The following is a 14,481-nucleotide window of genomic DNA, read 5'->3' as shown; positions in this document are numbered from 1 at the left end:
ATGGTCACTCGTGTCAGCTCCATTTAGTCATTTTTTCATCTTAAAAGGTTCACTCTTTAATTTTCAGGCCCAGCATGGCTGCAAATACGATCGCTTGGTCCGGGGAAACTTCGCATCCCTTTAAATCTTCCATGGAAACGGTAAGCCTTTGAAATGTAGAACTGCTGATATCAATTCCTTTGAGCGGTGTCCTGGAAAAGTTCACTTCATTTAATCTACATGTTTCGAACTTCACTTTGATGAATTTACACTCATAAAAATCAGCACTTTCCAATGAGCAATGATCGAACTTCACTTGCTTTAAACTGGAATAACCAAAAGCACTTAAATTCAAGTTGCAATTCTCAAAGTAGACATTCCCTAAACTCGCGTCAGACAGGTTAATGCCTAATAGTTTGGATTCTTTGAATTCCACCCGATGAATCGAGCCGCCCATGAAATCGGCATTCGTCAAATCGCAATGATCGAAAATGACATCCGTCAGCTCGATATTCCTGAATGATACATCGCTGAATGTCACATTTTTAAAAACGACCTGGGATAATACGATTTTGTCCATCTTTTCTCTATCGATCGTACAATTGGTTATCAAACATGAATCCAGATAAGGCTCATCTTGATAATATATTTCCTGAAAGTTCGCTTGAGTTAAGTCTTGAGGGATCTTTGGCTGTTCAATTTTGATTTTGCCTGACATCTTATCACCTTTTCACTTTATTTCTTCAATCACTGGAAAACCTTTTCTAACTGCCTCACACTTCTTTACCGGAAACGGTATGATTTATTTTTTAAAGGTCTGAACCGATATGGGTCCACCGCTGGTAATATACTAACCGTAAGCTATATTTCGGTGAAGTTCAATCTAAGAATTTCGCAAAAATGACTATTATTTTTCGTTATTTTATGTCATCTTCCATCAATATTTTGCAAAAAAAAAGCTGCCACATCGGCAGCTTTTTAACTTTAAACTTCAGTATGTAATCCTGTTGGCATCAGGAAATAATATAACGCTGCACCCATTACGGCCATCATACCGCTTATCAGAAAGAAAGCTTGAAAGATATTCCCTCCCACAGTCGGGGAATTGGATACAATACCAGTTGAAAGCAGAAAAAGGACACCCAATCCCAACAGGAAAAGAGCCATTTTTTTAATACTTCTTTTAAATAGGATATATCCCGTAAGTATGATTAAGTACGATGCGGCAAGGACCATAAGAAATGGAAATAGCGGTTTGAATTTAGCGGCATACACGAAATGATCTAAATTCGAAATATCCTTTGCCTCCATCGCCTGAACATCATTTTCTTGTGTGAAATGCGTGGAATACTTCCATTCCCAAGGCTTATCCATAATTTCGCTGCCTTCATACCAGGTACAGAACGTAAAAACCATGAAGAAAAATGCAGCAATAATCATTTGCAACAAATTGTTAAAAGTCAATATCATCTCCTCCAGCTGCCATTATACCAATAAATGGTTTGTATTTAAATATGCCGGTAAAAGCAATATGTAAACAAACACTTTTTCCTGAATAATATAATCTACCCTCTTTTAAGGAGTGTTTGGGAATATGACTATACGTGGAGAAGATCTTCTTCTTTCGGGAGCATGGATACTATTTATTGGTTCACTTATTGATACAACCGGGCAGACCCAGCAAACTTTCACCCACAGCGATCAGGGGAAAGATTTAATCGTAAAAGGAAATGCGATTGAAGCATTCGGAAATTCGTTGCAAGCCATCGGGAGAACTAAGCTGTTAAAACCAGAGAGGGAGCTAGCTCAAATATATACCATCTTCGGTGCTTGGCTTGAGGCTGCTGGTAATAGTACAAATGCAGTTGGAGTAAGTATTGAACTAAATGGTGCTGAGGAAGAGGGAACAAAAATAGATGCCCTTGGCAGCGGCGTCCAAGGTCTTGGTGCAGCTTTTGAAGCAGTAGGTGCATTTCTTGAAGAGGATTCATCCTATAGGGAACTTGCGATTATAGGAAATAGCTTCATTTCCTTAGGCTCTTTTTTAGCAGCGATCGGTAATATTTACGTTTTAAACGAAAAAAGTGTAATTGGAGAACAGATTCTATTGATCGGTAGCTGGATTCAAGTTATTGGTGCATTTATATTACTTCATGCTATTACCCTTGAGGTTGAACACATTAAACACGAGGAACACGAGAAAAATCCGAAACATGGAAACGGCAATTCTTATCCCTATTCTTATAATAATTATTCCTACACCTGATAAAGGCGCTAGCTAATGCTAAAGATGGATGTCGTTAGTTCTTATTTATCATATAGTGCAGTTGCTATGCCATTTTCCTTCATCTTACCAATTAACGAAAATACTTAAGGTGCCGCCAATTCAACTTTCATCCTATCTGGGCCTTCAGAGTAAACAGCATAATGTTCCTTCCCACCGGCGAATGGGTACTTGTCAGCATAGAGGATGGTAATTCCTCTGTCCCTTAATTTTCTGGTGATCTCATCAACCTGATGACGGGAGGTGGCGTGAAAGGCTAAATGGTTAAAACCCACTCGTCCCCGATGATAGGAATGTCAAGATACCTTGTTTCCGATTGTACAAAACCAATGTACATATAATCCAATCTCCAACTCTTCCCGCTTTCCTTGGAATGGCTCATAATTCATTTCCTCCAAAAACCAGCCCCAAAAATCAACGGTCCAATTTAAATTTGAAACATTCAGCTCATGAAAATCCCTGCAGAACAAAAAAGGGCTGTTGCATTACAACCCTTTTCCGCCGACCCCTTTATCAATACCAATAAAGGTCTCTATACAACACTTACGCAGGTCCACTTATTTTAAGATTTCGTCATAAAGCTCGCCGCCGCCATTTATTTTGATAATTTTCAGGCGGTTGGAATTTTTGACGAAAACGGTTTTATATTGTTTTTCACCGTTCAGCTCAATAAGGAAGACTCGTTTATCATCGTTATCCGTTTCCTTATTGAAGGTATAGTCTTCGTTGCCGATTTGCTCGATGATTTTGTCATATTCAGGCAAAGAAGACCACTTCTCATGTTTAGGATTTGCTTGAGTTTCTGTTTGCGAGGGTTGCTTTTGTTGTTCATTTTCAGTATTGGTTTTATTTTCATCTGTTGTTTGTACAGTTTTTCCCTTGTTTTCATCCGCTTTGTCATTATTGCAAGCAGTTAGCATGGTTGCTGCGGCAAGCAACGAGATCATAGGTTTATACATGTTTACATCATCTCCTATTCCTATATTCCCATTCAATTTAACTAAAAACCAAATTTAACTAATCACTTCAAATCCGAGTGGACAGAAATGATTTATTTTGTTATTATAGTTACCCAGGGTAACAATTACTAAAGCTAACTATATATTATATATAAGGGGTGTTTCTGATAGAGACTTACCAAAAGTTCTTTCAGCAATTTTTACTGCTGTACCGTCCGTTTGAAAATAATCTTAATATCCAGCTGAACAAGCATGACTTACACAGGGCCCAATGGTCCATTTTACATTTCTTATTCAATTATGATTCGGCAACGCTAGTAGAGCTTGCCAATTATCAAAGTGTGGAAAAACCCACGATTACGAGGACCATTACCCGTTTGGAAGAGCTGGGATATGTCGAGCATGTGCCCAGCAAAGATAAACGCGAGAAAAGAATGCGGCTTACGGAGCTTGGCTCAAAGATCTACAGTGAAGTCCGCGTGACAATCGATCAATACGAACAGGACATCTTGAAGGGGATTACTGAAGAGGAACAACTCGCAGCCATACGCATCATGGGCGAAATAAGAAATAACATTATAAAGTAAGGAGATAATAACATGGATCAATCAAGACCTAGACTGTGGACGAAGGACTTTGTCATCGTTTCGTCCATCAATTTTTTCATAACATTAATCTTTTATTTACTGATGGTGACACTTGCCATCTATGCTGTTAATGAATTGGATGCTTCTACAAGCCAAGCCGGACTCATATCGGGTATTTTTATTATCGGGACGTTAATCGGACGTTTGTTCATTGGCCGTTTCATTGATTCAATCGGCCGCAAGAAAACATTATTCATCGGTTTGATCTTTTTCACTTTGACAACCCTTCTATATTTTGTGGACCTAGGAATTGGCTTCCTGCTTGTTAACCGCCTGATCCATGGGATGGCAATGGGAATGGCCAGTACTGCGACGGGAACGATCGTCGCGCAGATCATCCCGGCAACTCGAAAGGGAGAAGGCATCGGCTATTACAGCATGAGCGCGACACTTGCGACGGCAATCGGTCCTTTCATCGGTCTGTATATGGCTCAACATACAAGCTTCCAAGTGATTTTCAGTTTCTGCCTGGCTTTAGGGGTGATTTCTTTAATTACTGCATTCTTCCTATATGTCCCGGCATTGAAAGTGGCGGCAAAAGTTACGGAAAGCAAAGGATTCAAGCTTTCCAATTTCATTGAACCTAAGGCACTGCCCATTTCAATCATTACTCTGTTATTGGCATTCTGTTATTCCAGCGTCCTTTCTTTCATCAGCTTCTATGCCATCGAAATCAATCTGGTCAATACAGCAAGCTTCTTCTTTGTCGTTTACGCAGTAGCTGTATTGTTATCGCGTCCTTTCTCAGGACCGTTAATGGACCGGAAAGGATCGAACTTCATTATGTATCCGGCGTTCATACTTTTCGGGATCGGCTTGCTGCTTTTAAGTATCACAACCAATAGTTTCACTTTACTTGCAGCTGGTTTCCTTATCGGCCTTGGATTCGGTAATATGCAATCAAGCTCGCAGGCGATTGCCGTTAAACTTACACCGCCTCACCGAATGGGGATGGCAACGTCCACCTTCTTTATCATGCTTGATGCAGGACTTGGATTCGGCCCTTATATTCTCGGATTCATCATTCCAGTAACGGGTTATAGCACACTTTATGTCATCCTGGGCGTTGTGGTCATCGCAACCTCCGTCCTTTACTACTTCTTGCACGGCAAGAAGGAACGTGCAGCTAGAGCGAATCTGGCTTCCATTTAAATGTTATCAAAAAAAGGGATATCCCATTGGGGGATATCCCTTTTTCATTTAAAGCTTTTGATAGATGGTAGGTCCTTATTTTATTTCCAATTCATCAATATAAAGTCCAAAACTTTTGCTGTTCTTTTTATTTATGACTGTTTTACCTTTATATAAAGTCTTTCCAGTCTTTAAATCGGCTATCAGAAGTTTGGCAGGCTTGTTTGATTCGCCTTCTTGATTCATTTCGTTTAACAGGAAGTACACACGCCCGTTTTTAAAGGCAGCGGTATATTGTTCTTCCTCATTAGCAGCTATATCCAGCTCCGTATCATTCGTTAACGTTTGACTGCTAAGGTCAAATGTTTTAATGCGATATTTTCCTGATTTCATTTCAACTGTATATAGATTTTTCCCGTCTGCATATCCTGATCTTGCCATGTCCAGGCTAAGCGGTCCTTTTTTAACCGTTTCTAATTTTTCCATTTCATAATTATATGATATCAGCTTGCTTTCTTTTAGTTTTTCCTCAAAAGGACCCTCCTCATGATTTACTCCTTTAATTAACGAAATTAATACCATGCTGTTCGGCTGGGAAGGAGCAACATCAATTGGCATTTCAAAATCAACTTGATTAGGGTAAGTAAAGGTTTCAGATAAAAGGGTTTTATCGCTCAAGACTTTTTTATTAGCTAAATCGATCGTATACAGATGAACTTCTTTTGTTTGCTTCTCATTGTTTGAATTCACATCGATCATCGTTAACACCTGTAGTTTTGAATGGACCAACTGCACATCCCTGACATCAACATTCATAATTCTCTCTTGATGGGGAAGTTCAATTTGGAAAGAAGTTTCTCCTTCGTCTTTCTTCTCCAGTAAACCGATATCTAACTCCGCTTCCATTTTGCCGTTATTCGTAAATTCGCTATTCACCCACGCGTAAGCCAAAAAATCATCGTCTTCATATAAAGAACTAATGGAATCCTTGCCACGCATAAACGAACGATGTTCTTTTATTAATCTTTCAATTTGATGATCATATCTGTCAGACCATAATGGCCTATCGCTGCCATATGTGGTTCGATTGGATTCAATCGTCAATGGTTCATAAAAATGACCATTTTCAAGTGTTGCTTGTACGATGACCGGATCAAGCTCTTTATCGCTGCCTTCAATCGTCTTGAATGTATACCTTGGAAGGCTGGAAGCGGAGGAAGCTACTTTGACATAATAGGTCCCGATGCTTAAGAGGACAACCAAGCTAATAATGATGCTGCATAAATAACGTTTCACCTTGTTCACTCTCCTTTTTTGATTGTTTTTATACGGTAACGCGGTTTTTCAATAACCATGAACCAAGCCAAACTGATAATCCTGTCACGATGATTCCCAATGTGAGCAGAAGACCGAATAATTCATTCGAGTAAAAATGGAAAATTCCACTATCCATTATGAAAACAGGAGCTAAAAACAGCGCAGCAGCAACTCCGCCATACACCAACCCCAATATGATTCCTTTAATGCGGAAACTTCGTTCAAACATGATTGCTGTGAATACGACCGACATGACCATAAGGCCGATACCATAGGATAGCAGGAATTCTGTGAAGTTGTTTGGAATGATCATTGCCAAAATCGGACTGGTTTTGGTGATGGTGGGAATTGACATTTTATTCAATAACGCTTCCGGTATTTTTGAATTAAATAGCGCATTTGCCATTGGTAAAATGATGATCTGGAAAGCAACCATTCCTAACACCATCAAGAAGATGGCCGTGGCTTTGGAAAGGTAGATCGATAATCTGGATGCCGGTAGCATCAACAGGCGATAAATGAATGTATTTTTTCCAAACCAATCACGGTACCAAATAAGGAAAATGTAAAAAATAAGGGCAACCGCACACAGAGCAATCGGTCCTGCAAAAAAGAGGGTATGGACGATATTGGTAAAATCAATGGCTCCATAATTGGCAACATAAGCGGCTTCCGATAGTTTTTCATTTGATATGATCTCCTTGGCATCATTAAGAAGACTTTTGGTAACTAAGAGCACTCCTGCAAATTGCGAAACCAAGGTTATCAACAATAAGCTAAGATAGATTTTACTAAAACGGTTGATTTCAAAGTTCAATAGCTTTATATAACGCATCATGCTTGATACACCTCTCTCATTACATCGACTACCGATTTCCCTTCTTCTTCACGCATTTCTTCTGTATTGAACTCTTTAAGCACTGTACCGTTATCCAATAAAATGACCTTGTCGATCAAATGTTCAATATCACCGATTTCATGGGTCGTGATGATGACGCCCCTATCTTCAATAAGGTGGCTCGCAAAGACATCGGCGATTTGCTCGCGGCTGAATATATCGATTCCCGAAAATGGTTCGTCCATCAGCACATAATCCACGTCAAGGGACAGTCCCAGCATCAAGTTAAGCTTAGCCGTATTGCCTTTGGACAATTCCGAAATGCGGCTTTCCTCTTTCAGCTTGAAGAATTCAAGCAATTGAAGGGCCCTTTCCTGATTCCATGAATGATAGAAATCCTCCATGAAAACCATTGCCTGTTTTACCGTCATTTGCGGAAGCATCGTCGGTGCGTCCGGAATGAAGGTGATTTTTTCATAACTATCCTTAGTCATCTTTTGATCATCGATCAGGATTTCCCCTTTATATGGCGTCAAGCCCATGATTGCTTTGAGTGTGGTCGTTTTACCGACACCATTTATCCCGATCAGACAGGTGACTTCGCCTTTATTCGCGGTGAAGGACACACCGTCCAATATTTTTTTACGGCCATAATTTTTGGAAACTCGTTTTACCTCGATCATTTTCCTTCCTCCTCCCTTATTTCTTCCGAATATTTTTCTTTAACGACACGAAGCAACTCATCGACTGGTACATTAATCGGACGAATCGCGTCGACAAACGTATCAACGGCTGCCAAAATCAATTCCTGCCTCACAGCCTGTAAAATTGTTTCATTCGTCGTGATCTGACTGGGAAAATTTCTTTCAGTATGAATCAAGCCCTGTTCCTCCATTTCTTTATACGCTTTTTGAGCGGTATTAGGATTTATGTTCAGTGTAGCCGCCAGTTCTCTTCGGGAGGGAATTTCCTGTCCGGCCACGAATTTGCCTATGGCTATTTGTTCTTTAAAATGCCTAACGACTTGCAGATATACCGGTTCCCGGGTATTTACGTTCATTAAAACCACCCCCTATTTATTTTAAAAAGTCTGATATGCATAAAGTCTTTCGTGTATGTACTATGTGGTTCATACACCTTATAGATGTACTATAACCGTAATACACTTGAACTGTCAATAATGAATTTCAAAAAAACGAAAAGCCCGGATGCGCAGTGCAATTGGGCTTTTTTAAAGGAGATGCTAAAAACTCATTCGAATAGATGATGCAGCAGCCGATCTTTATCTTCAAAAAACTGTTTCATCAGCAAATAGTGATTGGACTCCTCTAAAGTCACTTCACTCATTCCCTCATCTGAAATTTGGAGGATTTTAGCATCCGGGTAGGCCATGATGATCGGGGAATGGGTGGAAATGATGAATTGGGATCCTTGTTGAACAAGCTCATTTATCCTGGCAAGCATCGATATTTGTCTCAATGGCGACAAAGCAGCTTCAGGTTCATCGAGGATATACAATCCATTGCCTTGAAATCGTTCTACAAAAGCTGAAAAAAACGATTCCCCATGAGATTGCTGGTGAAGTGACTTTCCACCGAAGGAATCGATGATTTTCGACCCGAACGATGCCTCCCTGTCCAATTCCTCAATATTGGTAGCTAAATTATAAAAAGTTTCCGCCCTAAAGAAAAAATGATCCTTCGGTTTGTACACGCCTTTTTTCAAACGGAGGTACTCGTCCAAATTGGAATGTGAATCATAATTGGAAAAATTGAAATTCAACGTTCCGCCTTCCGGATTGAAGCCATACGCAATCGCAATGCCTTCAAGCAAGGTGGATTTCCCCATTCCATTTTCCCCGATAACATAGGTAACACTGGGATGAAAAGCCACTTCTTGAAGGTGTTTGATAACCGGCAGGTCAAGGGGGAAATGGTCATACGAAGATATTCGGTCTCTATTCAGGTAGATGCCCCTGATGTACTGTGAATCATAATCTAGTTTCATTTGTAATCACCTTCTGTAGAATATTTGGGAGCGTTGAAATGTCCTTCTTACATTCCACTGCAAACCAAGACGCCATTGATCATCCAAAATTGATGGACTGATAATGGTTTGATTCTAAATGACCGCCCACTTTGGATGCAATTCAATCACTCCCGCTTCTCTTATCAGGGCAGCCAATTCCTTATCCACATACCGTTGATGTAAATATTCATTGTCCCATAATGAGGCGGCCAGGAATCTCCCGGATTGTCCTTTTCCGATTGCACCAGACAGCATGCCCGGTGTCATCCCTTCGTTCCAAATGTCCTTTTGAACCTGCTCAAATCCGGCTGTTTTATCATTTTCAACAGAACAGTCAGCCACCCGAAGTAATTTCCCCTTGCAAAAAAACGCTGTCATGTCTGTTGTTCCTATATTGAATATTTTCTCGTAGATATCGACAGAAATATTTGTATATGTACTTCCTTGGTCACTCTTCCCGAATATTTCATCATGCTGATGCTGCATGAAACTTTGATAGGATTTGAGATCTTTCCAAATGGAGAGAATGCCTGCTTCAAAGGGTTCGTTTCTATTCCACCCTCCGATTTGTCCCATGAAGCCAGCGCAATGGCGCAATTCCCCCCATCCCTCTTGTGCTTTTGAGAATGAACGCTTGTTTTCCTCATTCACTTGGCATTTAATCCACTTCATTAACATGATGATCCCCCTCATTCAAGGACGCCGCCCAATGTTTCGCTCTTTCATCACTCTTTTTTATGAAATCATCTTTCCCGTTTACGTATCCTTTGATATCATCTGGAAATTCCGCTGCCAAGCGCTGCTTTAGCCTGCTATACCTTTGTGCTTCCCCAGGGTGTGCCAGCAAATAATCCCTAAAAGCGAGGTGTCTGGCTATTTCGTCATGTCCTTTTTGAAACAAGTGGATATGGTGCATCCTCTCATCCCCGCCTTTACAAAAAAACCGCCGTCCAGCGATTCCGTTCTCCCCCCTGGCATCATACCCTATCTCATGCATCTCTTTATTGAAATCAGCGACACATTCCACATCTTTTACCACTGCCAAAATATCTATTACTGGCTTGGCATGGATGGCCGTACTGCCAATATGGTATAACTTTATCAACTCAGGCCCGAAAATACCCTGTAATTTTTCGCATTCATCATGAAATAGCTTGGACCATTCTTTCCTATATGGTACGACCTCGACCTTTCTCATGAAAGCCTCCTTTTAGACGTTCCTGGCAGTTATAATTTATGTCGTTTTCTTCATTTGCTGATTCTATGACACTTAATATAAATGGCTCTTTTGCTTTCGTGTACCCCACTATATCAGCAGGATGCTTTTGAGCTAAGGATAATTTTAATTCCTGATATTGTCTTCGTATGTCAGGATGGCTTCTTAGATAGTCCCTGAATGAAAGTTGATTCTTCCACTGTTCACTTCCGTATTTATAGATATGCAAATGGTGTGTTCCCGCTCTCCATTGACCTTTTCTAAAAAAACGCCTTTCGGGAAACTCCTTATGCAGGACAAATTCATACCCAATCGATTTCAAGGGTTCAATGAACATGTCAGCTTCAGCTAAATGATGGACGCCAACCATGATGTCCAAAATCGGTTTTGCTCCCAATCCTTTGACGGACGTACTTCCAATATGCTCAACACAAAGGGAATCGTTCTTTACTACCTCCATTATCCTCGCTTTTTCCTGTTGAAATTCACTAACCCAATCAGGATTATACTCCTCGATCTTCACTGTTTTTTCCATATAAACACTCAACTTTTCATGAAATGGTATTGTCAGTCATTTTTCATCACGTGACCATTTGACGATAGGATCTTGCGTGCTCGGCTCATAGTAAGTTCCGACATACACTTTTTCTTTTCCCGTTATTTTATTCGTCCGGATGACTGTATATCTTCCTTTATCATAATTTTTGGTAAGATAATATTTCCGGTATGAAAACCCTTTTTCCGGACCGGTTAACTTTTCTTTAGTGTTATACCCTTGGGGCTTATTCAAGCTCTCTTTCACTACACTTTTAATATTCAGCGGCGTGCCCTCAAGCTTAACATCACTTCGGAAATTGCCGTTCCTGTTCTCGGTTTTCCCTGACGGCACGGATGCGATTTCGATCGTATCTTGGATTTGTTCCGAGAATGTTTTTGTGACACTGTATGAATAAAGGATATTCATGGAACTTATATTATCTTTCATTTTGCCAGCAAATTCAGGCAGGGCAAAATTCAACAAAAAGGTGATCGATATACATACGATTAATAAGGTAAGCGAAATTTTCTTCATATTTCCTCTTTCTCAACTATGTATTCTTGTAATTCAACTTGTTCATTTTCCTTAGGAATAATCCCAAATTTAGCGATTAATAGAATGGCAAGAAAACTGAAACAGAAAAAACTAGTATTATCACTTGTAATAAATGAAGCCGGTATAATACGGGATGCCAATAATGAATTCAAAATATAAGAAAAAAGAAAACCTGAATAAGATAGGCAAACCAGATAGTTTCCAATCAGTAGCCGCTTGTAATGTGCATACTGCGATTTTTTTCCCTTCCTGATACTAACTATTTGCCGTATTTGTATTATGAGACCGTATGTGAACGCAATGATCAACATTACAATAATAAGAAAACTAATTATTGCTTCAATCACTTTTTTATCCCCCTTTAAAATAGGCCTAACACTAATAGATATAAGCTTTAGGACGGTTAATTACTATCCGTGGCGAAAGTGATACAACCTTTTGAAGTTCATAATCAGTTGGTTTCCTTACTTCCATGAATGAAAGCATCCTTTCTAAGGGCTAGTACATGTTAGTTAAGTAGTTCTATTGCAATTTGAATACTTGTCCTATTAAAAAATATTACTAATACATTTTCTATACTATTTATAAGTATTCTATTGCTTCTATATTCCTTCCCTTAATCAAATTTACATAAAAGAATCTTAATATTATGAGGAAACCTAACAACGACCGCTAACCCCATCCATTTCAAATGGCGTTTTCTTAAATGTGGCTTTCTTGGTTTTTCACGTTCACTACTATCATTCACATCATATACGGATTACGGATGATAAAGTTTCAAAATAAAGGAAGAAACACCAATTTATTTCCGTATAAATAATTAAAAAGACCACCAAATGGTGGTCTTTTTAATTAATTCATATTATAAAACCCAACTGCTTCCATTGAATGTCCCCTTGGAAAGCTATTACCATCAATATCGATGATTCGTTGTGAAGTTTTCACGTTTATCGGTTCGGTTCAGTTCCCGTTGTTATAAAGGCGTTTGTAAGGTTCATTACAACTCTTCCTTAAATCCATAAACTTCATAAAACTTTGTTTTTCTTTTTTTTCATGTAACCGCGAATGATCATTCCGGCAATAATGAGAACCGCCACCACTGCGATTGGCTGGATATAGGGCTTGGCCATCTCATTAATCTGTCCCCAATTACTTCCTAACTTCATCCCGAGGAATACAAAAAGCACAGACCATGGAAGTACGGCAAGTAGCGTATAATTCGTGAATTTTATTAAAGACATTTTAGAAATCCCTGCTGGTATCGAAATAGCATGTCTGACAACCGGAATGAACCTAGCCGTAAAAATGACGCTTGGACCATAGTTAGTAAACCAAGATTCCGCTAGTTCAATATGTTTTTTGTGAATGAATATATACTTTCCATATCGTTCTAAAAATGGTCTTCCCCCATAATACCCGATTAAATAAACAAATATTTGGGCGATGGTTCCTCCAATCGTTCCAGCAATAACCGCCCCAACAAAACTGATGCTACCTTGGGAAACTAAAAAGCCACCATAGGATAATACAATCTCACTCGGAATAATTTCAATCATAAGACCAAGGGTAATTCCAAGGTACCCATATTCCATGAGTGTAAGTAAAATAGTTTGGATAAAGTCGTTCATAATTCAACTTCTCTCTTTCATTTTCGCTTTTTTCAAAACGAATCACAAATGTTGTTATTAACTCCCCTTGTTAATGGGCCACTGGCAACAAGGTTAATGGAATGACCCTTAGCTATAAATAACTTTTGACTGATTTGTGAGATAGGATGGCTTATTGACTTGTTTAAGATTAAGAATCAATTTCATAATGCCCACCATTTCCTCAGGGTTTTCCAATTCCATTTCCTTTTGATAAGTTTCGATTGATTTATCCCACTGATCCATTTTTTTATGGTCCTTTAATATATTAAGCATTTGTTTTTCAAATGAGAATTTGCGATTGATCTCAAATACAAGTTTATTGTCTTTTAAATACTGTAGATTAATTTCCTCCTGTCCCGGCAGCATCGAATGGACAAAAATCGGAAGTCTTTTTCGAAGTGCTTCACTAATGGTAACACCACCTGGTTTCGTAACGATTACATCCACTTCTTCATAAAGGTCGTTCATTTCCGATCTTGATGAAATATAAGGTAATGGTTTAATATGAGCTAAATCCCATGTTTTGATCTCATCAAATAGTTTTTTGTTGTTGCCACAAAGTACAAAGTAATCAAAATTGGTTGATTTCTTTAACTCACCAGCTAAATTCAATATCCCGCCCAGGCCACTATTTCCTCCTGAGATTAAAACTTTGGGCCGATCGGTGTTTTTTAAACCATGGGTCTTTTTAGTGATTTCCTCATGCACAGGAATACCTGTCACCATCATACTATGTTTCGGTATTTGATTCTTGCTTAATAGCTTTTCTTTCAATTTTTGACTTGGAATAAAGTGAAAATCAATCCCCTTGCTTCCCCAGACATTATTAATAAAGAAATCTGTATATACGTTGATAATTGGGACATTGCATTTCCCTTTTAATTTTAACTGGCTTAATAGTTGGGAAGGAAATCCGTGTGTACACACAATTAAGTCTGGATTTTCCTCATCTATCAATTGTTCCATTTTCTTCAAAAATATAAGTTGACACCATTTAAATGGACGTTCCTTTTTCGAGTTAACGTAAAAAAGGTTTTTGTAGGCGAGATTATAGGTTTCAGGTGCATAACGGATCCATTTTAAATATCCGGTCGTTATCATTTTTTCTAAAGAATTATTCGTATAACTTAACAGATCCACTTTTTTCAAAATGACTCCGTTTGTATGTTTTTTTAACAAATCCATTAAGGCCTCTGCAACTTGATGATGTCCCGACTGCATGCGGAAGAGAGGTAAAAACAAAACCTTCTTCATATATGTCATCCCCTATAGAAATCATTCTTTTAATCGATGGATACGTACTAAGCAAAAAGCCCATTTGTATGTTCAAGATCTTTTTC

At 39.0% G+C, this 14,481-nt stretch carries 18 protein-coding genes and 1 pseudogene; 3 read left to right on the top strand and 16 right to left on the bottom strand.

The genetic code is table 11. The features are described 5' to 3' along the window. Positions 1-49 precede the first annotated feature (49 nt). Both ACQKFG_RS20600 and ACQKFG_RS20595 read right to left on the bottom strand, forming a co-directional pair. Positions 50-697, bottom strand: coding sequence for a pentapeptide repeat-containing protein (locus ACQKFG_RS20600; protein WP_349729849.1), 648 nt, complete (start codon positions 695-697; stop codon positions 50-52). Between the two features lie 266 nt (positions 698-963). Continuing rightward, the gene (locus ACQKFG_RS20595) at positions 964-1,443 is read right to left on the bottom strand and encodes a DUF4306 domain-containing protein (RefSeq protein WP_427562269.1); all 480 of its coding nucleotides are present in this window, start codon (positions 1,441-1,443) and stop codon (positions 964-966) included. Positions 1,444-1,573: 130 nt separating this feature from the next. Between ACQKFG_RS20595 and ACQKFG_RS20590 the strand changes: the two genes are divergently transcribed. Beyond that, on the top strand, positions 1,574-2,245 hold the full coding sequence (locus ACQKFG_RS20590; RefSeq protein ID WP_192206752.1) for a DUF6944 family repetitive protein: 672 nt from the start codon (positions 1,574-1,576) through the stop codon (positions 2,243-2,245). A 104-nt stretch (positions 2,246-2,349) separates the two neighbouring features. Here the strand turns inward: ACQKFG_RS20590 and ACQKFG_RS20585 are convergent. Both ACQKFG_RS20585 and ACQKFG_RS20580 read right to left on the bottom strand, forming a co-directional pair. Continuing rightward, positions 2,350-2,652 (bottom strand): annotated as a pseudogene (locus ACQKFG_RS20585) (VOC family protein). A 168-nt stretch (positions 2,653-2,820) separates the two neighbouring features. Beyond that, positions 2,821-3,222: a hypothetical protein gene (locus ACQKFG_RS20580; protein WP_427562266.1), complete on the bottom strand. Its 402-nt coding sequence runs from the start codon at positions 3,220-3,222 to the stop codon at positions 2,821-2,823. A 167-nt stretch (positions 3,223-3,389) separates the two neighbouring features. Here ACQKFG_RS20580 and ACQKFG_RS20575 point away from each other — a divergent pair, with 167 nt between their 5' ends. After that, positions 3,390-3,809, top strand: a complete 420-nt coding sequence (locus tag ACQKFG_RS20575; protein ID WP_370662604.1) for a MarR family winged helix-turn-helix transcriptional regulator — start codon at positions 3,390-3,392, stop codon at positions 3,807-3,809. 12 nt (positions 3,810-3,821) lie between these two features. After that, the gene (locus ACQKFG_RS20570) at positions 3,822-5,021 is read left to right on the top strand and encodes an MFS transporter (protein WP_427562263.1); all 1,200 of its coding nucleotides are present in this window, start codon (positions 3,822-3,824) and stop codon (positions 5,019-5,021) included. 75 nt (positions 5,022-5,096) lie between these two features. On the opposite strand, the gene ACQKFG_RS20565 is transcribed toward ACQKFG_RS20570, so the two are convergent. From ACQKFG_RS20565 to ACQKFG_RS20510, 12 genes are all read right to left on the bottom strand, one after another. Further along, positions 5,097-6,296 (bottom strand): hypothetical protein, encoded by a 1,200-nt coding sequence (locus tag ACQKFG_RS20565; protein WP_427562260.1) that lies wholly within the window; start codon positions 6,294-6,296, stop codon positions 5,097-5,099. Positions 6,297-6,324: 28 nt separating this feature from the next. Further along, positions 6,325-7,155: a hypothetical protein gene (locus ACQKFG_RS20560; protein ID WP_427562257.1), complete on the bottom strand. Its 831-nt coding sequence runs from the start codon at positions 7,153-7,155 to the stop codon at positions 6,325-6,327. Beyond that, positions 7,152-7,838 (bottom strand): ABC transporter ATP-binding protein, encoded by a 687-nt coding sequence (locus ACQKFG_RS20555; RefSeq protein WP_260285186.1) that lies wholly within the window; start codon positions 7,836-7,838, stop codon positions 7,152-7,154. The genes ACQKFG_RS20560 and ACQKFG_RS20555 overlap by 4 nt, the downstream gene beginning before the upstream one ends. After that, entirely contained in the window at positions 7,835-8,215 is a 381-nt protein-coding gene (locus ACQKFG_RS20550) for a GntR family transcriptional regulator (RefSeq protein WP_192206758.1), read from the bottom strand. The genes ACQKFG_RS20555 and ACQKFG_RS20550 overlap by 4 nt, the downstream gene beginning before the upstream one ends. A gap of 191 nt (positions 8,216-8,406) precedes the next feature. Continuing rightward, positions 8,407-9,162, bottom strand: coding sequence for an AAA family ATPase (locus tag ACQKFG_RS20545; protein WP_427562252.1), 756 nt, complete (start codon positions 9,160-9,162; stop codon positions 8,407-8,409). 114 nt (positions 9,163-9,276) lie between these two features. Continuing rightward, complete coding sequence (locus tag ACQKFG_RS20540; protein ID WP_427562249.1) at positions 9,277-9,861, bottom strand: YdbC family protein; 585 nt, start codon at positions 9,859-9,861, stop codon at positions 9,277-9,279. After that, positions 9,842-10,381 (bottom strand): GrpB family protein, encoded by a 540-nt coding sequence (locus tag ACQKFG_RS20535; RefSeq protein ID WP_427562246.1) that lies wholly within the window; start codon positions 10,379-10,381, stop codon positions 9,842-9,844. Before ACQKFG_RS20535 ends, ACQKFG_RS20540 begins: the two co-directional genes overlap by 20 nt. Next, entirely contained in the window at positions 10,353-10,934 is a 582-nt protein-coding gene (locus ACQKFG_RS20530; RefSeq protein ID WP_427562243.1) for a GrpB family protein, read from the bottom strand. Before ACQKFG_RS20530 ends, ACQKFG_RS20535 begins: the two co-directional genes overlap by 29 nt. Before the next feature lie 36 nt (positions 10,935-10,970). After that, the gene (locus tag ACQKFG_RS20525) at positions 10,971-11,471 is read right to left on the bottom strand and encodes a hypothetical protein (protein ID WP_192206764.1); all 501 of its coding nucleotides are present in this window, start codon (positions 11,469-11,471) and stop codon (positions 10,971-10,973) included. Then, positions 11,468-11,839: a hypothetical protein gene (locus tag ACQKFG_RS20520; RefSeq protein WP_427562240.1), complete on the bottom strand. Its 372-nt coding sequence runs from the start codon at positions 11,837-11,839 to the stop codon at positions 11,468-11,470. Before ACQKFG_RS20520 ends, ACQKFG_RS20525 begins: the two co-directional genes overlap by 4 nt. Positions 11,840-12,517: 678 nt before the next feature. Then, the gene (locus ACQKFG_RS20515) at positions 12,518-13,123 is read right to left on the bottom strand and encodes a DedA family protein (RefSeq protein ID WP_286182411.1); all 606 of its coding nucleotides are present in this window, start codon (positions 13,121-13,123) and stop codon (positions 12,518-12,520) included. 105 nt (positions 13,124-13,228) lie between these two features. Further along, positions 13,229-14,395, bottom strand: coding sequence for an MGDG synthase family glycosyltransferase (locus ACQKFG_RS20510; protein WP_427562237.1), 1,167 nt, complete (start codon positions 14,393-14,395; stop codon positions 13,229-13,231). Positions 14,396-14,481 lie beyond the last annotated feature (86 nt).

It is taken from the genome of Peribacillus sp. NPDC076916, from assembly GCF_050269675.1.
Lineage (GTDB): Bacteria > Bacillota > Bacilli > Bacillales > DSM-1321 > Peribacillus > Peribacillus aracenensis.
This window is presented reverse-complemented; position numbering and strand designations above follow the sequence as displayed.